The sequence below is a fragment of the Zavarzinia aquatilis genome (genome assembly GCF_003173035.1).
GTDB lineage: Bacteria > Pseudomonadota > Alphaproteobacteria > Zavarziniales > Zavarziniaceae > Zavarzinia > Zavarzinia aquatilis.
On record NZ_QGLE01000001.1, the window covers coordinates 130,915 to 153,660 of the forward strand.

23 protein-coding genes are annotated in these 22,746 nt (G+C 67.7%); 12 read left to right on the plus strand and 11 right to left on the minus strand.

Annotation, left to right across the window (positions count from 1 at the left end; translation table 11 throughout):
* Positions 1 to 32 precede the first annotated feature (32 nt).
* Together DKG74_RS00625 and DKG74_RS00630 are read right to left on the minus strand one after the other, a co-directional pair.
* A complete protein-coding gene (locus tag DKG74_RS00625; protein WP_109901572.1) occupies positions 33 to 1,415 on the minus strand; it encodes a glutamine synthetase family protein in 1,383 nt (460 codons plus the stop codon).
* Positions 1,416 to 1,417: 2 nt separating this feature from the next.
* Positions 1,418 to 2,788 (minus strand): aspartate aminotransferase family protein, encoded by a 1,371-nt coding sequence (locus DKG74_RS00630; RefSeq protein ID WP_109901574.1) that lies wholly within the window; start codon positions 2,786 to 2,788, stop codon positions 1,418 to 1,420.
* A gap of 146 nt (positions 2,789 to 2,934) precedes the next feature.
* Here DKG74_RS00630 and DKG74_RS00635 point away from each other — a divergent pair, with 146 nt between their 5' ends.
* Together DKG74_RS00635 and DKG74_RS00640 are read left to right on the plus strand one after the other, a co-directional pair.
* On the plus strand, positions 2,935 to 3,786 hold the full coding sequence (locus DKG74_RS00635) for a phosphotransferase family protein (protein ID WP_165837461.1): 852 nt from the start codon (positions 2,935 to 2,937) through the stop codon (positions 3,784 to 3,786).
* A gap of 172 nt (positions 3,787 to 3,958) precedes the next feature.
* The gene (locus DKG74_RS00640) at positions 3,959 to 4,861 is read left to right on the plus strand and encodes a zinc-dependent alcohol dehydrogenase family protein (protein ID WP_243403985.1); all 903 of its coding nucleotides are present in this window, start codon (positions 3,959 to 3,961) and stop codon (positions 4,859 to 4,861) included.
* On the opposite strand, the gene DKG74_RS00645 is transcribed toward DKG74_RS00640, so the two are convergent.
* On the minus strand, positions 4,832 to 6,349 hold the full coding sequence (locus DKG74_RS00645) for a bifunctional aminoglycoside phosphotransferase/ATP-binding protein (protein WP_109901580.1): 1,518 nt from the start codon (positions 6,347 to 6,349) through the stop codon (positions 4,832 to 4,834). The genes DKG74_RS00640 and DKG74_RS00645 overlap by 30 nt on opposite strands.
* Positions 6,350 to 6,592: 243 nt before the next feature.
* On the opposite strand from DKG74_RS00645, the gene DKG74_RS00650 reads away from it, so the two are divergent.
* From DKG74_RS00650 to DKG74_RS00660, 3 genes are all read left to right on the plus strand, one after another.
* Positions 6,593 to 7,279 (plus strand): Crp/Fnr family transcriptional regulator, encoded by a 687-nt coding sequence (locus tag DKG74_RS00650; RefSeq protein WP_243403986.1) that lies wholly within the window; start codon positions 6,593 to 6,595, stop codon positions 7,277 to 7,279.
* Between the two features lie 79 nt (positions 7,280 to 7,358).
* Positions 7,359 to 7,823, plus strand: coding sequence for a hypothetical protein (locus DKG74_RS00655; RefSeq protein ID WP_133251456.1), 465 nt, complete (start codon positions 7,359 to 7,361; stop codon positions 7,821 to 7,823).
* A 30-nt stretch (positions 7,824 to 7,853) separates the two neighbouring features.
* On the plus strand, positions 7,854 to 8,732 hold the full coding sequence (locus DKG74_RS00660) for a universal stress protein (RefSeq protein WP_109901586.1): 879 nt from the start codon (positions 7,854 to 7,856) through the stop codon (positions 8,730 to 8,732).
* Positions 8,733 to 8,768: 36 nt separating this feature from the next.
* On the opposite strand, the gene DKG74_RS00665 is transcribed toward DKG74_RS00660, so the two are convergent.
* Together DKG74_RS00665 and DKG74_RS00670 are read right to left on the minus strand one after the other, a co-directional pair.
* Entirely contained in the window at positions 8,769 to 9,302 is a 534-nt protein-coding gene (locus DKG74_RS00665) for a TIGR00645 family protein (protein WP_109901588.1), read from the minus strand.
* A 76-nt stretch (positions 9,303 to 9,378) separates the two neighbouring features.
* A complete protein-coding gene (locus DKG74_RS00670) occupies positions 9,379 to 10,698 on the minus strand; it encodes an MFS transporter (RefSeq protein WP_165837462.1) in 1,320 nt (439 codons plus the stop codon).
* 153 nt (positions 10,699 to 10,851) lie between these two features.
* Between DKG74_RS00670 and DKG74_RS00675 the strand changes: the two genes are divergently transcribed.
* Both DKG74_RS00675 and DKG74_RS00680 read left to right on the plus strand, forming a co-directional pair.
* Positions 10,852 to 11,076, plus strand: a complete 225-nt coding sequence (locus tag DKG74_RS00675; protein ID WP_109902585.1) for an antitoxin MazE family protein — start codon at positions 10,852 to 10,854, stop codon at positions 11,074 to 11,076.
* Positions 11,073 to 11,414, plus strand: a complete 342-nt coding sequence (locus tag DKG74_RS00680) for a type II toxin-antitoxin system PemK/MazF family toxin (RefSeq protein ID WP_109901592.1) — start codon at positions 11,073 to 11,075, stop codon at positions 11,412 to 11,414. The genes DKG74_RS00675 and DKG74_RS00680 overlap by 4 nt, the downstream gene beginning before the upstream one ends.
* Before the next feature lie 58 nt (positions 11,415 to 11,472).
* On the opposite strand, the gene DKG74_RS00685 is transcribed toward DKG74_RS00680, so the two are convergent.
* Positions 11,473 to 12,486 (minus strand): Fe(3+) ABC transporter substrate-binding protein, encoded by a 1,014-nt coding sequence (locus tag DKG74_RS00685; RefSeq protein ID WP_109901594.1) that lies wholly within the window; start codon positions 12,484 to 12,486, stop codon positions 11,473 to 11,475.
* A gap of 163 nt (positions 12,487 to 12,649) precedes the next feature.
* Here DKG74_RS00685 and ettA point away from each other — a divergent pair, with 163 nt between their 5' ends.
* Positions 12,650 to 14,332, plus strand: coding sequence for an energy-dependent translational throttle protein EttA (ettA, locus tag DKG74_RS00690; RefSeq protein WP_109901596.1), 1,683 nt, complete (start codon positions 12,650 to 12,652; stop codon positions 14,330 to 14,332).
* A 39-nt stretch (positions 14,333 to 14,371) separates the two neighbouring features.
* Here the strand turns inward: ettA and DKG74_RS00695 are convergent, their stop codons facing one another.
* Positions 14,372 to 14,764: an EthD domain-containing protein gene (locus tag DKG74_RS00695; protein ID WP_109901598.1), complete on the minus strand. Its 393-nt coding sequence runs from the start codon at positions 14,762 to 14,764 to the stop codon at positions 14,372 to 14,374.
* Positions 14,765 to 14,808: 44 nt separating this feature from the next.
* Between DKG74_RS00695 and DKG74_RS00700 the strand changes: the two genes are divergently transcribed.
* Positions 14,809 to 16,200 (plus strand): bifunctional enoyl-CoA hydratase/phosphate acetyltransferase, encoded by a 1,392-nt coding sequence (locus DKG74_RS00700; RefSeq protein ID WP_109901600.1) that lies wholly within the window; start codon positions 14,809 to 14,811, stop codon positions 16,198 to 16,200.
* 1 nt (position 16,201) lies between these two features.
* On the plus strand, positions 16,202 to 17,380 hold the full coding sequence (locus tag DKG74_RS00705) for an acetate/propionate family kinase (protein WP_109901602.1): 1,179 nt from the start codon (positions 16,202 to 16,204) through the stop codon (positions 17,378 to 17,380).
* Positions 17,381 to 17,390: 10 nt separating this feature from the next.
* Here the strand turns inward: DKG74_RS00705 and DKG74_RS00710 are convergent, their stop codons facing one another.
* A complete protein-coding gene (locus tag DKG74_RS00710) occupies positions 17,391 to 17,816 on the minus strand; it encodes an HIT domain-containing protein (protein WP_109901604.1) in 426 nt (141 codons plus the stop codon).
* Between the two features lie 81 nt (positions 17,817 to 17,897).
* Here DKG74_RS00710 and DKG74_RS00715 point away from each other — a divergent pair, with 81 nt between their 5' ends.
* Both DKG74_RS00715 and DKG74_RS00720 read left to right on the plus strand, forming a co-directional pair.
* Positions 17,898 to 18,440 (plus strand): GNAT family N-acetyltransferase, encoded by a 543-nt coding sequence (locus DKG74_RS00715; protein ID WP_109901606.1) that lies wholly within the window; start codon positions 17,898 to 17,900, stop codon positions 18,438 to 18,440.
* A gap of 2 nt (positions 18,441 to 18,442) precedes the next feature.
* Positions 18,443 to 19,564 (plus strand): alanine racemase, encoded by a 1,122-nt coding sequence (locus DKG74_RS00720; RefSeq protein ID WP_109901608.1) that lies wholly within the window; start codon positions 18,443 to 18,445, stop codon positions 19,562 to 19,564.
* A 6-nt stretch (positions 19,565 to 19,570) separates the two neighbouring features.
* Here the strand turns inward: DKG74_RS00720 and DKG74_RS00725 are convergent, their stop codons facing one another.
* From DKG74_RS00725 to pdxA, 3 genes are all read right to left on the minus strand, one after another.
* Positions 19,571 to 20,797 carry an MFS transporter gene (locus DKG74_RS00725; protein ID WP_109901610.1) on the minus strand — a complete coding sequence of 409 codons (1,227 nt, stop codon included), beginning with the start codon at positions 20,795 to 20,797 and terminating at the stop codon, positions 19,571 to 19,573.
* Between the two features lie 99 nt (positions 20,798 to 20,896).
* Positions 20,897 to 21,733, minus strand: coding sequence for a 16S rRNA (adenine(1518)-N(6)/adenine(1519)-N(6))-dimethyltransferase RsmA (gene rsmA / locus DKG74_RS00730; RefSeq protein WP_109901612.1), 837 nt, complete (start codon positions 21,731 to 21,733; stop codon positions 20,897 to 20,899).
* A complete protein-coding gene (gene pdxA, locus DKG74_RS00735) occupies positions 21,730 to 22,746 on the minus strand; it encodes a 4-hydroxythreonine-4-phosphate dehydrogenase PdxA (RefSeq protein WP_109901614.1) in 1,017 nt (338 codons plus the stop codon). The genes rsmA and pdxA overlap by 4 nt, the downstream gene beginning before the upstream one ends.

Genomic DNA, 22,746 nt, shown 5'->3' on the forward strand with positions numbered 1-22,746 from the left:
ATCGCGGCCGCTTTTCGGTCGATCCCGCCGCCTCAGGCGTTGCGCAGGTACCAGACGTAGTCGAGGGCCGAGACCTGGGCGTAGAAACGGTCGAGTTCGGCCTTCTTGATCGCGGTGAAGACTTCCGTATAGCGCGCGCCGAGGTAATCCCGCATCAGGGCGGATGTCTCGAAGATGGCGATGGAATCGGCCCATTGGGTCGGCAGGCGTTCCGCCGTCTCGGCATAGCCGTCGCGCGCGATGATCGCGGGCGGGGTCAGTTTGTTGACCATGCCGTGATGCGCCCCGGCGAGGACGGCGGCCAGCGCCAGATAGGGATTGGCGTCGGCGCCGCAGACCCGGTGCTCGATATGGCGGCTGTTCGCCGGGCCGATCGGCACCCGCACCGAGACCGAGCGGTTGTTGACGCCCCAGCAGGGCGCGATCGGGGCATAGGAGCCGAGGCGGAAGCGGCGGTAGGAATTGGCGCCGGGGGCGAAGATCGCCGTCGCCTCATGCATGGTCTCAATGAGGCCGGCGACGGCGCTCTGCATGATCGCGGGGCCGCGCTCGTCCTCGCTGGCATAGGCGTTGCGGCCACTCTCGTCGTTCATCGAGAAATGGAGATGCAGGCCGGAGCCGGTGCGCCCGGTGAAGGGCTTGGCCATGAAGGTGGCGATCAGATTGTGCTTCTGCGCGACGCCCCTGATGGTGCGCTTGAAGAAGATCGCTTCGTCGATCGCCTTCATGGCGTCGGGCTGGTGGCGCAGGGTGATCTCGAACTGGCCGGGGGCGAATTCGCTGATCGCGGTTTCCGCCGGCAGGGCCTGGGCATCGGCTGCGGCCTGAAGCTCGGTCAGGAAGGCGCCGAATTCCTCGAGCGCGTTCAATTCGTAGACCTGCGTCGTCACCAGCCGCTGGCCGGTCAGCGGCGATTTGGCGAGACGGACCATGCCGTCGGGGCCGATCTCCGGATCGACGACATAGAATTCCAGCTCGGCCGCGACGACGGGGGTGAGGCCCAGCGCCTCGTAACGCTTCACCACCCGGGCGAGGGCGTGGCGCGGGTCCGCCTCCTCGGGCCGGCCGTCGAGGTGCCAGACCGACAGGATCACCTGTGCCGTGGGCACGGGCAGCCAGGGCGCGCGGCGCAGGGTGCCGGGCACGGGGAAGGCCAGACGGTCGGCGTCGCCTTCTTCCCAGACGAGGCCGGTTTCATCGACATCGGCGCCGGTCACGTCGAGGCCGAGGATGGAACAGGGCAGGGGCCGGCCGTTGGTATAGACCGAGGCCAGCTCGTGCCGGCGCACGGTCTTGCCGCGGGCGACGCCGCTGGTGTCGGTCAGCACCAGCTGGACCGCCTCGATATCCGGATTGGCGGCGAAAAAGGCGGCGGCTTCGGCGCCGTCGGTTGCGGCGGGATGGGTGAAGGACAAGATCAGGCTCCGGCAAGCAGGTCGCCGCAGGCGGCGGCGATGCAGGCGACCAGGGCGTCGACATCCTCGGCCGTGGTCGCGGGACAGGTCAGGGTCATGTTGTGGAACGGGGCGATGAGGAAGCCCCGGTTCATCAGATAGAGATGGATCGCGGCTTCGAGGTCGCCATGCATCGAGACGGCCGCCTCGGCGCCGTTGCGCGGCGGCACCGGGCCGCAGACGAATTCCGCCCGCGCCCCCACCGCCGAGACATGCCAGGGCAGGCTGTTCCCGGCGATCACGGCGCGGATGCCCGCCGCCAGCCGGTCCGACATGGCCAGCATGTGGTCATAGGCGGCATCGGTCATGACTTGTTCGAGATTGGCGCGCAGCGCCCGCAGGGCGAGGGCATTGGCCGACAGGGTGGTGCCCATGCCCGAATGGCCGGGGCCGGCCTTTTCCCGGGCGATTTTCATCCCGGCGGCGATGGCGTCGGTGAAGCCCCAGACGGCGCAGGGCACACCGCCAGCGATGGCCTTGCCGACGACGAAGAAATCGGGCGACAGACCGTGCTTGCGGGTCCAGCCGCCGGGGCCGGTCGAAATCGTATGCGTCTCGTCGATCAGGAGGAGGGTGCCGGTCCGCCGGCAGGCCGCCTGCACTCCCTCGATGAAGCCCTCGTCCGGCAGGACCATGCCGATATTGGTCAGCGCGGGTTCGGTGATGACGCAGGCGACATCGCCTTCCGCCAGCGCGGCTTCGAGGGCGGGCAGGTCGTTGAATTCGACGACGTGGGCGCCCGTCGTCAGGTCGGTGACCTGTCCGAGCAGGCCCGGGCGGTGAATGACCCGGCCGTCCCGCAGACGGACGAAAGTCTCGTCCACCGTGCCGTGATAGCAGCCGTTGAACACGAGGATCTTCGGACGCCCGGTGATCGCCCGCGCCCAGCGCAGGGCGAAGCGGTTGGCGTCGGTCGCCGTCGCCGCGACCTGCCACTGCGGCAGGCCGAAACGCTCGGCCAGCAGACGGCCGATCACGGGCACATCCTCGGTCGGCAGCATGTAGGTCAGGCCGTGGCCCCCTTGCCGCGCCAGCACCTCCATGATCGGGGCCGGCGAATGGCCGAACATCGAGCCCGTGTCGCCCAGGCAGAAGTCGCGATAGGCGTTGCCGTCGACATCGGTCAGGCGGGCGCCCGTGGCCTCGGCGACGAAGAGGGGGAAAGGCGTGCCCCAGTCGGTCATCCAGTGCATGGGCACGCCGTCCGGGAAATGAGCCTTTGCTTCCTGCCCGAGCTGTCTCGAGCGCGGGTTGCGGTCGATGAAACGGGCGGTCTCGGCCTTGAGGCAGGCTTCGATGCGGGCCTTTTCGATACCGGCGATGCTGCTGCTCATTCACGGAACCCGACGGGAAAACAGGGGCCGCGATCATGCGTTGCCCAGGGGGCCGTCGGCAAGGGGCCGCCGTGGGGATCACCCCTGCGCCGCCGGCAAAGGCCATGGGCGGCCATCGTCCATCGTGCTATAGGCGGTTGCGTGCCATGACGACCGACGATCGCCCCCCACAACCGCCAGCGCCATCGCCGCCCGATCCCGGCGGCCGGATCGGCACGGGCGGCAAATCGGACATCTTCGACCTCGGCGATGGCCGGGTCCTCAAGCTGTATCACGAGCGTTTCGCGGCGGAGACCGGCCGGGGCGAATATGACCTGACCCGGGCGGCGGCGGCGGCCGGCCTGCCGGTCTGGCAGGTTCACGGGGTCGAGGAACGGGCGGGGCGCATCGGCCTCGTCGGGGATTTCGTGCCCGGCGTCGACGTCAGCACCGTGATGACCCGCCAGCCCTGGCGCACCTTCGGCCTGATCCGCCGCCTCGCCGACATCCAGCAGGCTTTCCACCGGGCGCCGGTCGATATGCAGCACCCGGCCCGGCAGATGAGCCTCGACCATGCGCTCGGCCTGTTGCGCCGGCTCGATCCCCCCTTTGCCGCCCTTGTCGCCGATATCCTGCGGCAGGAGCGGGCGCTCGCCTTCTGCCACGGCGATTTTCACGGTGCCAACGCGCGGCTGGGCGCCGGGCGGATCACCATCCTCGATCTCGAACGGGCGGGGCGGGGCGAGCCGGACCTCGATGTCGCGCGCAGCCTGTCCTGGCTGCTGCTCGGCAAGGGCGAGGGGCGTCAGGCCGGGGCCGCCGAACGGGCCTTCCGCTTCTGGATGGTGGAAATCTATCTGGCGCGCTATTGCGCCGCCGCCGGCCGGGCGCCGCTGCCCGCCCTCGCCTGGCTGGTCGCGGAAATTTGCCGCCGCCGACGCGGTATCGCCGATGACCGGACGGCCGAGGCGCACCTGCGCCGGCTGCGCAGCTGGTTGTTCCGCCTGAACGGGCGGTGAAACCCCCGGATGGACGGCGCTTCATCTCGCAACTATTGCAAGTCTGACGCATAATAAACAAAACAGCGGAAAGCGAATCCGGGTGACGACATACAGGGCCATGGTTTCCGAGCGGCGGGGGCGTCCGCTCCTGCGTTGCGAACTCGCGCGCCCGCCACTGCGACCTGGGCAGTTGCGCATCAAGGTCTTGGCTTGCGGTGTCTGCCGGACCGATCTTCATCTTGTCGATGGCGAACTGCCGGCGGTCTCGGGGCCGGTGGTGCCGGGCCACGAGGTGGTCGGCCGGGTGATCGAGGTCGGCGACGGTGTAACCCGCTGGGCCCCCGGTGACCGGGTCGGTGTGCCCTGGCTGGCCCATGCCTGCAGGGCCTGCCGCTATTGCCTGCGGGGTCAGGAAAACCTGTGCGAGGCGGCGCGCTTCACCGGTTATACCGCCGACGGCGGCTATGGCGAGGAAATGGTGGCGGAGGCGGATTTCGTCCTGCATATCCCCGAGCGTTACGACGACCGCTCGGCCGCGCCGCTGCTGTGCGCCGGGCTGATCGGCTATCGCACCTGGGCCATGGCGGGGCCGGCGCAATCCATCGGCATCTTCGGCTTTGGCGCCGCCGCCCATCTGATCGCGCAGATCGCCGTGGCCAAGGGCCAGCGCGTGTACGCCTTCACCCGGCCGGGCGATATCGCCGCGCAGACATTCGCCCGCGGCCTTGGCGCCGTCTGGGCCGGCGGCTCGAACGAGGCGCCGCCCGAAGTGCTCGACGCCGCGCTGATCTTTGCCCCTGTGGGCGATCTCGTGCCCATCGCGCTGTCGCGGGTCGACAAGGGCGGCACGGTCGTCTGCGGCGGTATCCACATGAGCGATATTCCGGCCTTTCCCTACGAAATCCTGTGGCACGAGCGGGTGCTGCGCTCTGTCGCCAATCTGACGCGGAAGGATGGGGAAGCGTTCATGGCCCTCGCCGCCGAAATCCCGCTTCATGCCGCCGTGGTGCCCTATGCCCTCGACCGGGCGAACGAGGCGCTGGGCGATCTGCGCAGCGGCCGGCTACAGGGCGCCGCCGTCCTCGTGCCCTGATATCGCGAGGGCGGCCGCGACCAGCGCGTCGAGCGGGCCGCCGGCGGCGAGCCGGCTCCAGTCCAGCGTGCCGAGGTCGTAACCTTCCTGTTTCGCGGCGACGGCGGGGGTCGCGTCCGAGGCATCGCCCCGCCGCCCCTCGATCCGCTGCTGGCGGAGGGACAGAGGCGCTTCCAGCCACAGGCCGGTGAAGGCGTCGGGGGCGATGGCGCGGGCGGCGGCCCTCTCGGCTTCATGGGCGAAGACACCGTCGAGGATCACGCTGCGGCCGGCGGCGAAACCGGCGGCGCCAGCCTCGAACAGGGCGGCATAGACCGCCTCGCTCTTGCCCGGGCCATAGGCGTCGGCGGGCAGCGGGTCGGTCTCGGCGATGCCATGCATCGCCTTGCGGATGACGTCGGTCCGCAGGTGCAGCGCGCCCGGCACCGGGCCGAGGCGGGGGGCCAGCGCCCGGGCGAGGGTGGATTTGCCGGTGCCCGACAGGCCGCCGACGGCGAGCACGCGGGGCCTTGTCTCGGCCAGCGCATCCTCGGCCGTATCGAGAAAGCCGGACATTTCCTCGACAGGGGCCGGGCCGCCGGTGGCCTGCCAGCGGGCATGGGCGACGAAGGCGCGGATCGACGCCCGCAGCGCCATGAAGCCGGGCATCACCGCGGCGCCGCCCGGCCCGACATCGCCGTATGCGTCGAACAGGGCAAGGGCGAGATCGCCCCTTCCCAGCCGCCGCAGGTCCATGGCGAGGAAAGCGAGGTCGTAAAGCACGTCGGCGGTGGCGAAATCATCGTCGAATTCGAGGGCGTCGAACGGCACCAGCCGGCCGTCGATCAGGCAGATATTGCCAAGGTGCAGGTCACCATGGCCCCGCCGCCAGAAGCCTTGCGCCGCGCGCGCCGGCATCAGGCGGTCCGCCGCCTCGAAATGCGGGGCGAGACGGGCCAGCAGCCCCTCGATCCGCCAGGCGGGGATGTCCGGCGCCATGGCGCGAAGCGGCACCCGGCAGGGGGCGAGGCGCGCGGTCATGGGCGCGGGCGGCAGCGGCGGCACCGGGCATTCGCCGTGATAGGCCTTGAGCCGCCGGCCGAGGTCGGCGATCTGCGCCCGCTCGATTCGCCCGGCCGCCAGCGCGGTGGTGCCCAGGGCGTCGTCGGGGAAACGCTTCATGACGACGACGGGCTCGACCGCCGGCCCGTCGCCATCGAGGGCGAGGCTGCCGTTCGCCGCCCGCGTGACATGGGCGAGGCGAAGGTAAAGCTCTGGCGCCGTCCGCCGGTTCAGCGTCATTTCCGCCCGGCAGGCGGCTTCGCGGCCTTCAAGGGTCGAGAAATCGAGATAGCCGAGGTCGACCGCCCGTTTCATCTTGTAGGCGAAATCCCCGGCGAGGAAGACAAAGGCGCAGGACGTGTCGATCCGATGCGGGGCAATGCCGCCGTGTGTCGCCGGCCTCTCGAGGAAGGCTATGGTCTCTGTCTGGTCCAAGTCTTTGGCCATAGCCCGTCTGTAACCCCACAGGCATTGATTCAGGTCAAGGATTGTTGCCCCGGACTGGCCCCATTTACACGAGGTATATTTTCTTCGGGAACAGGCGCGCGGGCGCGGGAAAAGGGCCGGGACATGGCGGCACAGCAGGCAGGCAGGACCGGTCGCGCCCCGGCGGAAGAGGGCGCAGGCGGCGCAAGGCGCCGTCACCCGGACATGCACACCTGCGAGCACTGCGAGGCCCGCAGCTTTAATATGTGCAACGCCCTCGATGCGGACGAACTGGCACGCCTTGCCTCCATCATGTCGGACCAGCGTTTCGAGGCGGGCACCACCTTCATCGAGGAAGGCGCCCCGGCGGACGATCTGTTCAACCTGACCTCCGGCACGGTGAAAGTGTTCAAGCTGCTGGCCGACGGCCGCTGCCAGATCACCGGCTTCATGATGGCGGGGGATTTTCTCGGTCTGTCGCGCGGCGGCACCTATGCCTATAGCGCGACGGCGATCACCCCCGTCACCTGCTGCCGGTTCCAGCGCCCGCAGCTGCGCGGGTTGTTCAACGAATTGCCCAAGATCGAGCGCCAGATGCTCGGCCTTGCCATGAACGAGCTGATGGCGGCGCAGGACCAGATGGTGCTGCTGGGCCGCAAGACGGCGCGGGAGCGTATCGCCTCCTTCCTGCTCTCCCTGTCGGACCGGGCGGTGCGGCGGGGGCGGCCGGGTAATCCGGTGGAGCTGCCGATGACCCGGGGCGACATCGCCGACTACCTCGGCCTGACCACGGAAACCGTCAGCCGCACCTTCACCCAGCTGAAGGGCGAGGCGGTGATCCTGCTGAAGGGCAATCACGGCGTCGACATCCAGGATCTCGACGCACTGGTGGAAATCGCCGGTCAGGAAGACCGCGAAGCCTGCTTCCATCCCTTCGACCAGATCGCTTGAAGACCCTCGCTTGATCCACCTCAAGGCGGTTGCATACAGCCCCTGCTAGGGTCGTTCCCAGATCAGGGAGAGGTCGGCAATGACCGCGGCATATCAGGTGTCACCATTGGGCGAAGGGCATGTCGACGCGGCTTTTCCGCTCGCTCACGCCTGCCTCGGCACACCTGACCTCGGTACTTGGCGCGGTGTCGCCAGGCGTTACGCCGAGGGGAATCGCTCGGGTCTGATCGTCGCGGAACGGGATGGTTACATCCGCGGTCTGCTCGCCTACAGCATGGTGCCCTCCCTCAAGGGCGGGTTCGAGCTGGTGGTCAACGCGGTCGGCGTGCTCGAGCTTCTGTTTCCCGAGCGGGCGGCCCTCGCCCTCGCCGACGCGACCCGGGCGATCGCGAAAGCCCATGCCTGCGATGAAATCGTCTTCGCCGTGCCCCACGACTCGGAATGGCTCACCGCGCTCCTGTCCGACCATGCCTGGCACGATGCCGGGCGCCTGATGGTCGGCCACCGGGCGATGACCATTGACAGCAGCCGCCGCAGCCTTTAGGCCGCGATAGGCCTGTCGGGGAGCGAGATCATGTCCTTCAAGACCATTCTGGTGCCTGTCGAGCGGCCGAAGACCGCGCGGCCGGCGCTGCGCCACGCCATCGAATTCGCCCGCGAGGCGAATGCCCATGTCGAAGTGTTCCATCCGCAGATGGACCCCGCCCTGCTGATGCCGCCGGTGTTCGACGGCCTGTCGGGCATCGCCTTTGCGCCGGAACTGATCGACCAGGCCCAGAAGGCCGCCGATGCCCTGAAGGGCGAGATCAAGGCGATGATCGGCGAGGTGCTCGACGAGCTTGGCTGCGGCGATATTCCCCGCGGCCGCCAGCGCGGCTTTTCCCTGTCGTTCGGCACCATGGTCGGCGCGCCGGAACGTCTGGTCGGGCGCCGTGCGCGCCTGAACGACGTCGCGGTGATCGCACGCACGCCCTCCAGCGTCAGCCGGGGCGAGACCGACAGCCTGAACGGCGCCCTGTGGTCCAGCGGGCGGCCGGTGCTGCTGGTGCCCGGGATCGAGAACGGCGATCCGGTGCCGGGTCACAAGCCCGCCCGCATCCTGCTTGCCTGGAACGGCAGCCTCGAGGCGACGCGCGCCCTGACCGCGGCGATGCCGCTGCTGGTCGACGCGCGGCAAGTCGATGTCGTCACCTTCGACCACGCGGTCGATCAGGATGGGCTGGACGATGTCGCCGCCTATCTCGCCGGCCATGGCGTCGTGGTGCGGACGGCGAATGTCCCGACCGAGGGCTATCTTCTGTCGAAGGCGCTGTTCGACCGGGTGCTGGAGCTGGGCTCCGACCTTGTCGTCATGGGCGCCTATACCCACAGCCGGGTGCGCGAATATCTGCTGGGCGGTCTGACCCAGGAAATTCTCGACGGCGCCCCGGTCCCGGTCCTGCTCGCCCATTGAGCGGGCAGGCCGGTATCAGAGGTTCCGAAAAGGCGGTCAGGCGGCCGCCTTTTCCTTTTCCGCCTTCTCGCCCTTGCCTTTGGAGAAGGCAAGCTTGTCGATGAAGGCCATGAGCAGGGTCGAGACGACCAGCGTCATGTGGATGCCGATCAGCCAGCCGAGTTCGGTCGAGGAATATTTGCCGACGCTGACGAAAGCCTTCAGCAGCTGGATCGACGAGATCGCCACCATCGAGGCGCCGAGCTTGATCTTCAGCGTGCCGGGGTCGAGCTTGCCGAACAGGGGCGGCGTGTCCGAGCCTTCCTTCACGTCGATCTTGGAGACGAAATTCTCGTAGGAACTGATCACCACCATGGTGATCAGGCCCGCGACCAGCACGAGGTCGATGAGGGCCAGCGTCTCGAGGATGATCGCGGAATCGTCGGCCGTGCCCAGCGTGCCGATGACATGGAAGAAATCCGCGTAGAACTGCCAGATCAGCACCAGCAGCATCAGCGCGAGGCCGAGATAGAGCGGCACCAGAAGCCAGCGGCTGGCCAGAATGGCCTGTTCGATCAGTCTCTCGAGCATATACACCCCCAAAGGAACACCCGCGCGAAACTGGGGATGAACGGGGCCGAGTTCAAGGGCGTATTGCGTCGCAGCATCAGAGCGGCCGGGCGGGATCGTCCATGTCGTCCGGCTCGTAATGCTCGCCGGCCTTGCTCGCGGCCATGCGGGCATTGGGATCGGCGACGGAAATGACCATGGCGACGAACAACAGACCGGCCCCGATCAGATAGGGCAGGGACGGGTCGAGCTTGTAGGCCGGCATGGCGATGAAGGGCATGATCAGGAAGCCGAAGGCATTGGTCGCGTTGTTCAGGCCGGCGATCGCCCCCTGTTCGTGGCGCCGCACGATGAGCGAGGCGACGGCGACATTGCCCGGCCGGGCCATGCCCTGACCAAGGCCGATCATGGTCAGCGCGAAGACGAGGGGGCCGATCTGGTCGGCGAAGGCCATGGCGAGAAAGGCACCGGCGGCGATCAGCAACCCGCTGCGCTCAAGGACGGGCGCCGACATGCGGAAGCGGTGCACGATCACCAATTGCCCGAACAAGGCCGCCATGGAAGCAGCCATCAGGCCGATGCCGGCATATTGCGCGGCATGGTCGAGCGGCAGCGACAGCCGGTCCATCATGTAGAAGGCGACGGTCTGGATCATGATCGCCTGGGCCGACGACATCAGGCCGCCATTGACGAGGTTCAGCACGATGCGCCGGTCGAACAGGCGCAGCTTCACCTTGGCGTGGGCGGGCAGGGGCCGCTCCTTCTCCGGCAGATAACGCCAGATCAGCGCCGCGCTAAGGAGGCCGAGCAGCACGCAGAAATAGAAGGGCACCAGGATGCCGAGGATGACGAGGCTGGCCGAAAGCCCGGGGCCGATGGTCGCGCCAAGGCCATAGGCGGCGCCGATGGTGGCGACCGCCCTTGTCCGCTCGTCCCGCGTCGTGCGGTCGGCGACATAGGCCTGGGCGGACGGATTGGCAGCCGAGACGATAAGGCCATAGAGCGAACGGGTCAGGATCAGGATCGGAAAGGCGGCCCCGATCGTCAGCCATTTCGCCTGCGCCGCCTGCAGCGTCAGGGTGAACAGCAGCATCGACAGGGAAAAGCCGAACAGGCCGATCAGCACCGACAGTTTCCGCCCCAGCTTGTCGGAGCGGCGGCCCCACCACGGCGTGGTCAGCACCCAGAACAGCGACGACAGCACGAAGATGCTACCCACCTGCATCTCGGACAGGCCGAGATCGCGGGCGATGGGCGGCAGGATGGCATAGACCACCGACTGGCTGAAACCGGTGCACATCAGGCCGATGGTCAGGACCAGAAAGGCCCGCCGCCGGTCCTGCGGCGCCATCGGAATGCTCGCCTGCTGCCCCTCGGCCGCCTTCTGCCGGGCGGCTTCGTCGTTCTTGTCGCTCATGATGTCCATATGTGCTGGCTGGCGACCATCATGGGCGAAGCGCGCCGAGTCGTCACGCGGTGGGTGCTAGGCCGTCCGGCCGGGCCAAACAAGTTATTGGCTGATGTGGGATCATGCCGCTATGTTACATGTAACCCAATGTCGGAGGCAGCCATGACAGGGGTATCACCGAGCAAGACGTCACGCGACAAGGTGCGGGCTCATCGCGAGAGGCTGCGCCGACAAGGCCTGAGGCCGATCCAGATCTGGGTTCCCGATGTCCGGGCGGCGACCTTCAAGGCGGAGGCGCATCGTCAAGCTGCTGCGATTGCCGGAAGTGAAGGGGCGGCGGAGGACCAGGCCTTCATTGACGCGATTTCGGAAGGGATAGAGGATTGAAGCGCGGGGAGGTCTGGACCGCGTCGGCCGGGCAGGACTACACGGGCAAACCGCGGCCCGTGGTGATCGTTCAGGACGATAGTTTCGACGCCACGACCTCTGTTACGATCTGCGCATTCACCTCGGATGCCACCGAAGCTCCGCTCTTCAGGCTGGAAGTCGAAGCCCGTGACGGAAATGGGCTGCGCGTGAAGTCTCGCCTGATGGTGGATAAGATCACCACGGTCCCCAAGGTAAAGCTGGGCATGAAAATTGGCGCTCTCGACGATGTCGACCTGATGCGCCTCAATCGTGCTATCGCCGTGTTCCTTGGCTTGGCATCTTCATCACGTGGCTAGACAAGGCAGAGGCCGGCACATAGCCGGCCTCCCTTGGCATTTCGCGTTACGAGACGGCTTACCGCCAGCCGGCGCGGTCGAGCAGCTGCACGGCGGCGGCGTTATTCTTGCCGAGTTCGTCGATGGGCAGGGTGTCGCGCTTGAAGTCGCCGAAACTCTGCACCACCGACGAGGGCGCGACGCCCTTCAGGACCGGGAACTCGTTGTTGGCCTCGGCGAAAATGTCCTGCGCTTCCGGGCTCGCCAGATATTCGAGGAATTTGATCGCCGCGTCCTTGTTCGGGGCATGGGCGGCGACGCCGGCGCCCGAGACATTGACATGGGTGCCGAAGCTCTCCTGGTCGGGGAAGAAGATGCCGACCTTGGCGATGATCTCCTTGTCCTCGGGCTTATCCGAGGCGGCGATGCGGGCGTAGTAATAATGGTTCACGAGGGCGACATCGGCCTCGCCGACCGCGACCGCCTTGATCTGGTCGGTATCGCCGCCCTTGGGCGCGCGGGCGAAATTGGCGACGATGCCCTTGGCCCATTCCTCGGCCTTGGCTTCGCCCAGATGGGCGATCATGGCTGCCGTCATCGACTGGACGTATTCGTTGTTCGACGAGCGGGACAGGACGCGGCCCTTCCATTCGGGCGCGGTCAGCGCCTCGTAGGTCGAAAGCTGCTCGGGCTTCACCTTGTCCCTGTTGTAGACGATGACGCGTGAGCGGGTGGCGAAGGCATACCAGAGGCCGCTCGGCTCGTGGAACTGATCGGGCACCGCCGCCTGCAGCTTGTCCGAGGTCACGGGCTGGAACAGGCCGGCGGACTGGGCGCGCCACAGGTTGGCGGCATCCGTCGTGATGAAGATGTCGGCCGGGCTGTTGGCACCTTCCAGCTTCATGCGCTCGACGAGTTCGGCCGCCTTGCCCTGGATCAGATTGACGGTGATGCCCGTCTCTTCCTTGAATTTGCCGAACAGCAATTCGTCGGACGGATAGTGGCGGGATGAATAGATGTTCAGTTCCTCGGCCTTCGCCTGGCCGGCGACGAGGCCAAGACCAAGGGCGAGTGTGGCGATCAGACGGCGCATCCAGATCCTCCGATGCAGTTCATGCAAATGGTTCGCAATAGCGTTGGCAATATGGTGCGAGGCGGCGGGCAAATCAACCCCTGCCATTGCGGCCCCCGGTCGGCTGGGCTACAAGGGCGGCAATCCGATCCCGGCAAATGCGAGCGAACAGAGGGCAGGGCCGATGGCTTCCTACCAGTACGTCTATGTGATGAAGGATCTGTCCAAGACCTATCCGGGTGGGAAGACGGTTCTGAAGAATGTCTGGCTGTCGTTCCTGCCGGGCGCGAAGATCGGTGTTCTCGGCGGCAACGGCGCCGGTAAATCGACCCTGATGAAGATCATGGCCGGCCTCGACACCGAATTCCAGGGCGAGGCCTGGGCAGCCGAGGGTGTGAAGGTCGGCTATCTGCCGCAGGAACCCCCGCTCGATCCCAAGCTCGACGTGCTCGGCAACGTCATGATGGGCGTCAAGGAAACCAAGGATCTGCTCGACGAGTTCGAGGCGGTTTCGGCCCGCTTCGGCGAAGACCTGACCGACGACGAGATGAACGATCTCATCACCCGGCAGGCCGAATTGCAGGAACAGATCGACGCCAAGGACGCCTGGGATATCCAGCGCCATGTCGAGATCGCGATGGATGCCCTGCGCTGTCCGCCGGGCGACTCCGACGTGACCACGCTTTCGGGCGGCGAGAAGCGCCGCGTCGCGCTGTGCCGTCTCCTCCTCGAGAAGCCGGACATGCTGCTGCTCGACGAACCGACCAACCACCTCGACGCCGAGTCGATCGCCTGGCTGGAAAACTTCCTCGAGAAATACGAGGGCACCGTCGTCGCGGTTACCCACGATCGTTACTTCCTCGACAATGTCGCGGGCTGGATCCTCGAAATGGATCGCGGGCAGTGCCTGCCCTTCGAGGGCAATTACACCGGCTGGATGGACCAGAAGCGCAAGCGCCAGGAAATCGAGAAGAACCAGGAAGAGTCGCGCCAGAAGGCGATCGAGCGCGAGCTGGAATGGATCCGGGCCTCGCCCCGCGCCCGTCAGGCCAAGTCCAAGGCGCGTATCGCGGCCTTCGACGATCTGGTGGCGAAACAGGGCGACCGCGAGATCGGCCGCTCGACCATCGTCATCCCGCCGGGTCCGCGCCTGGGCGGTCTCGTCGTCGAGGCGAAGGCCATCTCCAAGTCCTTCGGCGACCGGCTGCTGATCGACAATCTGTCGTTCAACCTGCCGCCGGGCGGCATCTGCGGCATCATCGGCCCGAACGGCGCCGGCAAGACCACGCTGTTCCGCATGATCACCGGCGCCGAGAAGCCCGACGCGGGTGAAATCCGTATCGGCGATACCGTGGTGCTCGGCTATGTCGACCAGTCGCGCGATGCCCTCGATCCCAACAAGACGGTGTGGGAAGAGGTCTCGGGCGGTTACGAGATGCTGACCATCGGCAAGCGCGAAATCCAGAGCCGCGCCTATCTCGGCTCGTTCAACTTCCGCGGCGCCGACCAGCAGAAGAAGGTCGGGATGCTGTCGGGCGGCGAGCGCAACCGCGTCCATCTCGCCAAGATGCTGAAGTCGCAGTCCAACTTCCTGCTGCTCGACGAACCGACCAACGATCTCGACGTCGATACCCTGCGCGCGCTCGAAGAGGCGCTGCTCGATTTCGCCGGCTCGATCATGGTGATCTCGCACGATCGTTACTTCCTCGACCGTATAGCCACCCACATCATGGCCTTCGAGGGCGAAAGCCATGTCGAGTGGTTCGAGGGTAACTACCAGCAATACGAGGAAGACCGGCACCGCCGCCTCGGCACCGACGCCGACCAGCCGCACCGGATCAAGTACAAGCCGCTGACCCGCGGCTGACCGGGTGCCCGGCCCCCCGCGCGCGGGGGCCGGGTCGGCTCAGGCCGAGCCGTAGACGTCGATTTCCTCGCCGATGAAGATGGGCGAGTCGCTATAGTCGACGAAATTGATGTGATCGAGGAACAGCTCGGAGGCGGCCCTGCCACCTTCCGGCGTGCTCAGGTGATCGAGCATGGCGCCGATCGAATCCCAATAAAGCGCGTCAATGCCGTCATAGGGCTGGGGCGTGCCGCGTGCCGCGGTCAGCGCCTGCGAGATTTCCTCATGCGCGGTCACATTCTGCACGTAGCGGCGGATCCCCAGCAATTCCGCCCGCTCCACCGCCATGGGACCATGGACATCCCGCCAGTAGTGGAGGAACTGCTCCCGGCTCATGCCCGGGTGGCGCCTCATGCAGACCATTAATTTTATCATTTCGTGCCGTTCCCCCATCTTGTTCTTCTTGTTGTCACCGTGGCGGGGGTAATCTTGTCCCCATGACGATGATCGAAAACCGCCCCTTCGACGAACTGTCCGTCGGCGATGCCGCCGCGATCGAACGTCGGCTCACCCGCGAGGATGTCGCAACCCTTACATCCCTGACCGGTGACCTCAATCCCTTCCTTGTCGACCCAGCCTTCGCCTCAGCGCACAGGTATGGCGAGCCGGTGGCGCCGGCCCCCTGGGCGCTGGCGCTGGTCTCGGCGGTGATCGGTACACGATTGCCGGGGCCGGGGACCATTATCCTTTCGCAGCGGCTCGAATACCGCCGCCCGGTCGGCCTCGACGATACGCTGCACCTGACCGTGAAGGTGCTCGAAAAGGGCGAGGGGCGCCGTGTCACCCTCGGCGTCGAGGGCGAGACCGAGCCTGGTCACCCTGTCATCTCCGGCAGTGTCGATGTTCTTGCCCCGCAGGAGAAGATCCGGCGCGAGGCCATGGGCCTGCCGGAAATCCGACTCTTGCGCAAGGGCGCCCGGCTCGCCGGCCTGATCGAGCGGGCGGTGAGCTTCCCCTCGCTCAAGGTCGCGGTCGTTCACCCCTGCGACGTCTCGTCGCTGGGCGGTGCGATCGAGGCCCGCGACCTCGGCCTGATCGAGCCGGTGCTGGTCGGACCCGAGGCGCGTATCCGCGCCGTGGCGGAGAAGATGGGCATTTCGCTCGACGGTATCCGTATCGTCCCGGTCGAGCATTCCCATGCCGCAGCCGACACCGCAGTCGAACTCGCCCAGGCCGGCGAGGTCGAGGGCCTGATGAAGGGCAGCCTGCACACCGACGAGATCATGGGCGCCGTCGTCGGTCACAAGGGGGGCCTGCGCACCGACCGCCGCCTGTCCCATGTCTTCGTCATGGACGTGCCCAATTACCCGAAGCTGCTGCTCGTCACCGATGCCGCGGTGAACATCGCCCCGACCCTAGAGGAAAAGCGGGACATCGCGCAGAATGCCATCGACCTCGCGCTGGCATTGGCGATCGAGGTGCCGAAGATCGCCGTCCTGTCCGCGGTCGAGACGGTAACCTCGAAAATCCCGTCGACGGTCGAGGCGGCGGCCCTGTCGAAAATGGCCGAGCGGGGCCAGATCACGGGCGGTATCGTCGACGGCCCGCTGGCCTTCGACAACGCGATTTCGGCCGAGGCGGCGAAGACCAAGCATATCGCCTCGCCCGTCTCGGGCCAGCCGGATATCCTGCTTTGTCCCAATCTCGAATCCGGCAACATGGTCGCCAAGCAGCTCGGCTATCTCGCCGATGCCGAGGCGGCGGGCCTCGTCCTCGGGGCGCGGGTGCCGATCATCCTGACCAGCCGGGCCGACGGGCCGGCGGCCCGCGCCGCCTCGGCCGCGCTCGCGGTACTGCGCGTCCGCTGTGCGCCGGCCAAGGGGGACTGACATGACCATCGACCCCAAGGGCATCGTCTTCGTCATCAACGCCGGCTCGTCCAGCGTGAAGTTCCGCATCGCCGACGTGACCGGCAAGCCGCTCTATGAAGGCTCGATCAGCGGCATCGGCAGCCACCCCGCCTTCAAGCTGAAGGACGGCGAGGGCAATGCCATCCCCATGCATCTCGCCCCCGAACAGATGGACGAGCAGGAGGACGCCCTCGACCTGCTGCTGACGCTGGCGGCGGAGCGGCTGCCGGGCCGGCCCATTCTGGCGGCGGGGCACCGGGTGGTGCACGGCGGCCTGGAGTTCGACAAGCCCGTCCTGCTCGACGACGAAGAGATCGAGCGGCTGGAGGCGCTGGTGCCCCTGGCGCCGCTGCATCAGCCGCATAATCTCGCCGCCATCCGCACGCTCGAGGGGCTGCGCCCCGACCTGCCGCAGGTCGCCTGCTTCGACACCGCCTTCCATTTCGGCCAGAGCCGGATTGGCCGTCTGTTCGGCATTCCGCGCGCCCTGATCGACGAAGGCGTGTTCCGCTACGGCTTTCATGGCCTGTCCTATCAGGCCATCGCCGGCCGCATGGGCGCGGTCATGGGTGAAGAGGCGAAGGGCAAGGTGATCGTCGCCCATCTCGGCAACGGCTGTTCCATGTGCGCCATGGACGACCGCAAGTCGGTCGCCACCACCATGGGCTTTACCGCGCTCGACGGCCTCGTCATGGGCACCCGCTCGGGAACCATCGACCCGGGTGTCGTGCTCTATCTGATGGAGCAGAAGGGCTACAGCCCGCGCAAGATCGCCGACATGCTCTATCGCGAATCGGGCCTGCTCGGCGTCTCGGGCATCTCGAACGACATGCGCGATCTGCTCGAATCGCCGGAACCCGCGGCGGCCGAGGCGGTCGACCTCTTCGTGCATCGGATTTTGCGTGAAATCGGCTCGCTGATGATGGTGCTGGGCGGGCTGGACGGTATCGTCTTCACCGCCGGCATCGGCGAGAACGCGGCGCCGATCCGGGCCCGGGTGATCGAGGGGCTGGGCTTCCTCGGCGCGGTGCTGGACGAAGGCGCCAACGCGGCGGGCGGCCCCCGCATCACCGCGCCGGGCAGCCGAATCGGTGGCTTCGTCATCCCGACCGACGAAGAGGCGGTCATCGTCCGCGAGACCCTGGCGCTGCTGTCCTAGAGGCCTGCGCCTATATGCCGCACTGCGGCAAATTCAGGCGGCGGCGCAGTTCGGCCGCTGCCTCGCCCGCGTCCGGCCAGGGCTCCCGCGGGGAATGACCCCAGACCGGGCCGGGCCAGGCCGGGTCGCCCTCGGTCCGCGCGATCGCATGGACATGCAGTTGCCGCACGATGTTGCCGAGGGCGCCGACGTTGATTTTTGTTCCCAAACCGCGCAGGGCGGCCATGCTTTGGTGCAATTCCTCCCAAAGCATCCGGCTGTCTTCCGGGCTGAGGTCGAGCATCTCGACGAGGCCCGGGCGGCGCGGCACGAGGATAATCCAGGGGTAGCGGCGCTCGTTCATCATCAGCACGCGGCAAAGCGGCCAATCCCCCAGCGTCACCGTATCGGCGGCAAGGCGTGGATCGAGCAAGAAATCGGTTGCGCGGTCGGTCATTTGGCCTTGTACCATATCCGTCATGAATGGAAGAGACGACCATAGCCACCAGTTTTGCGTTCGGCTTATTGTGAGTGCCGCATGATCACAATTCGCACCCTGGATGCGGCCGAAGCCTGGGCCGCCATTCCCGCCCTCGCCGACCTTCTGGTCGAAGCGGTGGACGCGGGAGCTTCGGTTTCCTTCATGGCGCCGCTCGAATTCGGCGATGCCATGGCCTTCTGGACCGAGGTGGCGGGCAGCGTCGCCCATGGGCAGCGGATATTGATCGTCGCCGAACAGGCCAACCGGCTGGTCGGCTGCGTCTATCTCGACCTGATCCCCACGCCCAACCAGAATCACCGGGCGGAAATCGCCATGCTGATCGTCGCGCTCGAAGTGCGTCGGCACGGCGTCGGCAAGCGCCTGATGGTGGTGGCCGAGGCGGAGGCGACCAAACAGGGCCGCACCCTGCTGACCCTCGACACAAGGGCCGGCGACAAGAGCGAGAAACTTTACCGCGCCATGGGTTGGACCGAGGTCGGCCGGGTGCCGCGCTATGCGCGGGCGTCGACCGGCCGGCTGGAAGACACGGTGTTCTTCTACAAGGAATTGCCGCGCGCCAAGGAACTGGCGGCGGAATAGACATGCACCCGAACCGCGCCCTGATCGGCGTCCCCGGCGGGCGCGCGGACCTTGCGACACCGGCCCTGGTGCTCGACCTCGCGGTTTTCGGGCGGAACGTCGCCACCATGGCGGCGGCGACCCGCGCCTCCGGTCTCGCCCTGCGGCCCCATGCCAAGACCCACAAGTGCAAGGCCATCGCGGCGCGCCAGCTCGCGGCGGGCGCCATCGGCCTCTGCGTCGCCAAGACCGGCGAGGCTGAGGCGCTGGCCGATACCCCGGGCCTGCGCAGCCTGCTCGTCACCTCGCCGGTGATCGGCGCTTCCGCCCTCGCGCGGCTGGCGGGGGTCGCTGCCCGCGTGCCCGAACTGCTGGTCGCCGTCGACAGCGACGCGGGGGCGAGGGCCCTGTCCGCGGCGGCTTCGGCGGCCGGCGTCCGCATCGGCGCGGTGGTCGATATCGACCCCGGCATTCACCGCACCGGTGTTCCGGGGGCGGAGGCCGCGGCGGCGCTGGCGAAAAGCGTGGCCAATCTGCCGGGCCTGTGGTTCGCCGGCCTGCAATGCTATGCCGGCCATGCCCAGCACATCGAGGATTACGCCGTCCGGGGCGAAATCGCGGCCATGGCCCTTGCCGACATGGCGACGGCGGCGGCGCTGCTGCGGGCGGATGGTCTGCCGCCACCGCTCCTGACCGGCGGCGGCACGGGCACCTTCGCGCAGGAAGCCGGCCTCGGCGTCCTGACCGAGCTGCAGGCCGGCTCCTATATCTTCATGGATGTCGAATATGATGCGGTCGCGCTCGAAGCGGGCGGGGCCGGGCCGTTCGGCGCCGCCCTCTTCGTCGACGCGCGGGTGATCAGCGCCAATTGCGCCGATTTCGTCACCGTCGACGCCGGCTACAAGGCGTTCGCCACCGACGGACCGAAGCCGAAGGTGGCGGGGGGCGCGCCCGCGGGCAGTGAATTCGCCTTCATGGGCGATGAGCATGGCGCTGTCTTCGCCGCGCTGCCGCTGGGCGCGCTGGTGCGGTTGCAGGTGCCGCATTGCGACCCGACGGTGAACCTCCACGACGTCATCCACGTCCTCGACGGCGATACGCTGGTCGATATCTGGCCGGTCGAGGGGCGCGGGCGCAGCGCCTGATCCCGCTCAGGACGACAGTCTTTCCGCGCGTCGCAGGCTGGGGAACAGATACATCCACACAAGCGCGACGGCGATGGTGCCGACACCGCCAATGATGCCGGCCTCGACCGTGCCGAACAGGCCGGCGGTCATGCCGGATTCGAATTCGCCAAGCTGGTTCGACGCCCCGATGAAGAGCGAATTCACCGCGTTGACCCGGCCCCGCATGTCGTCCGGCGTCGAGAGCTGAACCAGGCTCTGGCGGATTACCACCGAGACATTGTCGGCGGCGCCCAGCACGGTGAGAGTCGCGATCGAGAAGACAAGGTCGGTCGAGGCGGCGAAGGCGATGGTGCACAGGCCGAACAGGATGACCGAGGCGAAGAGCTTGGGGCCGGCCCCCCGGTCGAGGGCCAGCCGGTCGATGAACAGCGACATGGCGATGGCGCCGACGGCAGGGGCGGCGCGGAGCAAGCCAAGGCCCCAGGGGCCGGCCTGCAAGATGTCGCGGGCGAAGATCGGCAACAGGGCGGTGATGCCGCCCAGCAATACCGCCACCATGTCGAGCGAGATGGCGCCGAGCAGGATCGGGCGCCCCCGGATGAAGGACAGGCCACGGAAGGCGGTGGAAAGGCTCATCGGCTCTGGCGGGCGCGGGGCCTCGCGCAGGCGCAAGGGGGCGAGGGCGGCGGCGGCGAGCAGGAACAGCAGAGCGGACAGGCCAAGCGGCACGCTGGCGCCAAAGGCGAACAACAGGCCGCCCAGCGACGGCCCGACGATGGTCGCCGTCTGCATGGCCGACGAGGAAACGGCGACCGCCCGGGGCAACACCGCCAGCGGCACGATGGCCGGCAGCAGGGCGGCCATCGCCGGCCGCTCGAAGGTCCGTGCGCAGCCGAGGACGATGAGGCCGACGAAGATCGCCCCGACGCCGAGCAGCCCCGCCAGCGTGCCGAGGGTCAGCAGCAGCAGGGTGGCGCCCTGCACCGTCTGGGACAGGACGACGATGCGCCGCCGGTCATAACGGTCGGCGACGGGGCCGACGACGAAGGTCAACAGCATCATCGGCATGAATTGCGCGAGCCCGGCGAGGCCGAGCAGATAGGCGCTGTCGGTCAGTTCATAGATCAGCCAGCCGAGCGCAACCGACGACATCTGGAAGGCGAGAGAGCCGAGCACCCGCGAGGTCCAGAACATGACGAAGGGCGGGGAGCGGCGCAGTGGCAGGGGAATCGAATCGTAGGGTGTCGTCATGCGCTGCGCGTCCGGGCTGGGCGGCAAAGCCTAGCAGCGGCCCCCCCGCCCGGCACCCGCCGCAAGGGCGGGTGAGCCATGCCGCGGATGAAGGGGACTTTACGGCAGCAGGCGGGCGAGGCGGGCGAAGTCGGCGACGCCCAGTTCCTCCGCCCGCGCGGTCGGGGCGATGCCGGCCGCGTCCAGAAGGGCCTCGGGCGGAATGCCGAGGCCCTTCAGGCTCTGGCGCAGCATCTTGCGGCGCTGGCCGAAGGCTTGCGCCGTCACCCGCTCCAGCGCCGGCAGGCGGCACTCATGCTCGGGCGCGGGCAGGGGCGTCAGGCCGACCACGGTCGAGGTGACCTTGGGCGGGGGCACGAAGGCCTTGGGGTTCAGGTCGAAGTGATGGCGCACCCGGCAGCGCCACTGCGCCAGGATCGACAGGCGGGAATAGGCGTCCTCGCGCGGCAGGGCGGTCAGCCGCTCGGCAACCTCGCGCTGGAACATCAGGGTGAGGGAGCGCCACCAGGGCGGCCAGGGATCGGCCGAGAGCCAGCGGATCAGCAGCGCCGTGCCGACGTTATAGGGCAGATTGGCCACCACCTTGGCCGGCTGCCCGCCCAGCACCGCCATCTCGTCGATTTCGAGCGCGTCACCCGGAATGACGGTCAGGCGCCCGGGCTCGTAAGCGGCCGCGACCTCCGCCAACGCCTCGAGGCAGCGTTCGTCCCGCTCGACCGCGACGACGCGGGCGCCGGCGGCGAGCAGGGCACGGGTCAGCCCGCCGGGGCCGGGACCGACTTCGTAAACGAGGTCGCCGGGCGCGATTTCCGCCGCCCGGGCGATGCGGGCGGTGATGTTGAGATCGAGCAGGAAATTCTGCCCCAGCGTCTTCTTGGCGGCGAGCCCATGGCGCGCGATCACGTCGCGCAGGGGCGGCAGGTCGTCGATGTTCATGCGGCGGTGGCGGACAGGCGCGCCCGTGCCATGGCTTCGGCGAGGGCGAGGGCGGACATCAGGCTCTGCGGATTGGCACGGCCGGTCCCGGCGATGTCGAGGGCGGTGCCGTGATCGGGCGAGGTGCGCACGAAGGGCAGGTTCAGGGTGACATTCACCCCCTCGTCGAAATCCAGCATCTTCAGCGGGATCAGGCCCTGGTCGTGATACATGCAGACCGCGGCGTCGTAACGGCCGCGCGCCGCTGGATGGAAGGCGGCATCGGGCGGCACCGGGCCGAAGGCGTCGATCCCCTCGGCTCGCAGGGCGGTGACGGCAGGGGCGATGATCTCGATTTCCTCGCGCCCGAGCATCCCGGATTCCCCGGCGTGCGGGTTGAGCCCGAGGATGGCGAGGCGGGGCGCGTCGATGGCGAAATCCTGGCGCAGGGCCCGCGCCGTCGCCCGCGCGACTTCGAGGATGGCCGGAACGGAGAGAAGATCGGGCACCGCCGCCAGCGGGACATGCACGGTGACCAGGGTCACCCGCAGCCGGGGCGAAGCCAGCATCATGATCGAACGCGCGCCGCCCCCGGCGAGCGCGGCGAGGAATTCGGTATGGCCCGGATGATCGAGGCCGACCGCCTTCAGCGACTGCTTGCGAATGGGATTGGTGACGACGGCGGCGGCTTCGCCCGACTGGGCGAGGCGGACCGCCCGCACGATGGATTCGACGATGGCCGGGGCATCCGCCTCGTCGACATGGCCAGCCTCGCCCCTGATCGGCGCGTCGAGCGGCAGCACGGGCAGGGCTTCGGCGAAAAGCTCGTCGTCGACATCGCCAAGGCTGGAGACCGTCGCCAGTGGCACCTGCAGGCCCAGTTTCTCGGCAAGACGGGTCAGGCGGCCGGGTTGGTCGAGCAGCACGAAACGGGGCGATTGCTCGCCCCGTTCGATCCAGGCCTTGAGGGCAATTTCCGCCCCGATGCCCGCCGGCTCGCCGCAGGTCAGGGCCAGCGGGGCGAGATCCGACAT

Bases quoted from the DNA above. Each gene is read 5' to 3' on its own strand.
- DKG74_RS00725 (WP_109901610.1), bottom strand. From the start codon at position 20,797: ATGACGACACCCTACGATTCGATTCCCCTGCCACTGCGCCGCTCCCCG.
- DKG74_RS00670 (WP_165837462.1), bottom strand. From the start codon at position 10,698: ATGAGCGACAAGAACGACGAAGCCGCCCGGCAGAAGGCGGCCGAGGGG.
- DKG74_RS00645 (WP_109901580.1), bottom strand. From the start codon at position 6,349: ATGGCCAAAGACTTGGACCAGACAGAGACCATAGCCTTCCTCGAGAGG.
- DKG74_RS00705 (WP_109901602.1), top strand. From the start codon at position 16,202: ATGACCATCGACCCCAAGGGCATCGTCTTCGTCATCAACGCCGGCTCG.
- DKG74_RS00685 (WP_109901594.1), bottom strand. From the start codon at position 12,486: ATGCGCCGTCTGATCGCCACACTCGCCCTTGGTCTTGGCCTCGTCGCC.
- DKG74_RS00695 (WP_109901598.1), bottom strand. From the start codon at position 14,764: ATGGGGGAACGGCACGAAATGATAAAATTAATGGTCTGCATGAGGCGC.
- DKG74_RS00655 (WP_133251456.1), top strand. From the start codon at position 7,359: ATGACCGCGGCATATCAGGTGTCACCATTGGGCGAAGGGCATGTCGAC.
- DKG74_RS00715 (WP_109901606.1), top strand. From the start codon at position 17,898: ATGATCACAATTCGCACCCTGGATGCGGCCGAAGCCTGGGCCGCCATT.
- DKG74_RS00635 (WP_165837461.1), top strand. From the start codon at position 2,935: ATGACGACCGACGATCGCCCCCCACAACCGCCAGCGCCATCGCCGCCC.
- DKG74_RS00720 (WP_109901608.1), top strand. From the start codon at position 18,443: ATGCACCCGAACCGCGCCCTGATCGGCGTCCCCGGCGGGCGCGCGGAC.
- DKG74_RS00675 (WP_109902585.1), top strand. From the start codon at position 10,852: ATGACAGGGGTATCACCGAGCAAGACGTCACGCGACAAGGTGCGGGCT.
- DKG74_RS00665 (WP_109901588.1), bottom strand. From the start codon at position 9,302: ATGCTCGAGAGACTGATCGAACAGGCCATTCTGGCCAGCCGCTGGCTT.
- DKG74_RS00650 (WP_243403986.1), top strand. From the start codon at position 6,593: ATGTGCAACGCCCTCGATGCGGACGAACTGGCACGCCTTGCCTCCATC.
- DKG74_RS00700 (WP_109901600.1), top strand. From the start codon at position 14,809: ATGACGATGATCGAAAACCGCCCCTTCGACGAACTGTCCGTCGGCGAT.
- DKG74_RS00710 (WP_109901604.1), bottom strand. From the start codon at position 17,816: ATGACCGACCGCGCAACCGATTTCTTGCTCGATCCACGCCTTGCCGCC.
- DKG74_RS00630 (WP_109901574.1), bottom strand. From the start codon at position 2,788: ATGAGCAGCAGCATCGCCGGTATCGAAAAGGCCCGCATCGAAGCCTGC.
- pdxA (WP_109901614.1), bottom strand. From the start codon at position 22,746: ATGTCGGATCTCGCCCCGCTGGCCCTGACCTGCGGCGAGCCGGCGGGC.
- ettA (WP_109901596.1), top strand. From the start codon at position 12,650: ATGGCTTCCTACCAGTACGTCTATGTGATGAAGGATCTGTCCAAGACC.
- DKG74_RS00660 (WP_109901586.1), top strand. From the start codon at position 7,854: ATGTCCTTCAAGACCATTCTGGTGCCTGTCGAGCGGCCGAAGACCGCG.
- rsmA (WP_109901612.1), bottom strand. From the start codon at position 21,733: ATGAACATCGACGACCTGCCGCCCCTGCGCGACGTGATCGCGCGCCAT.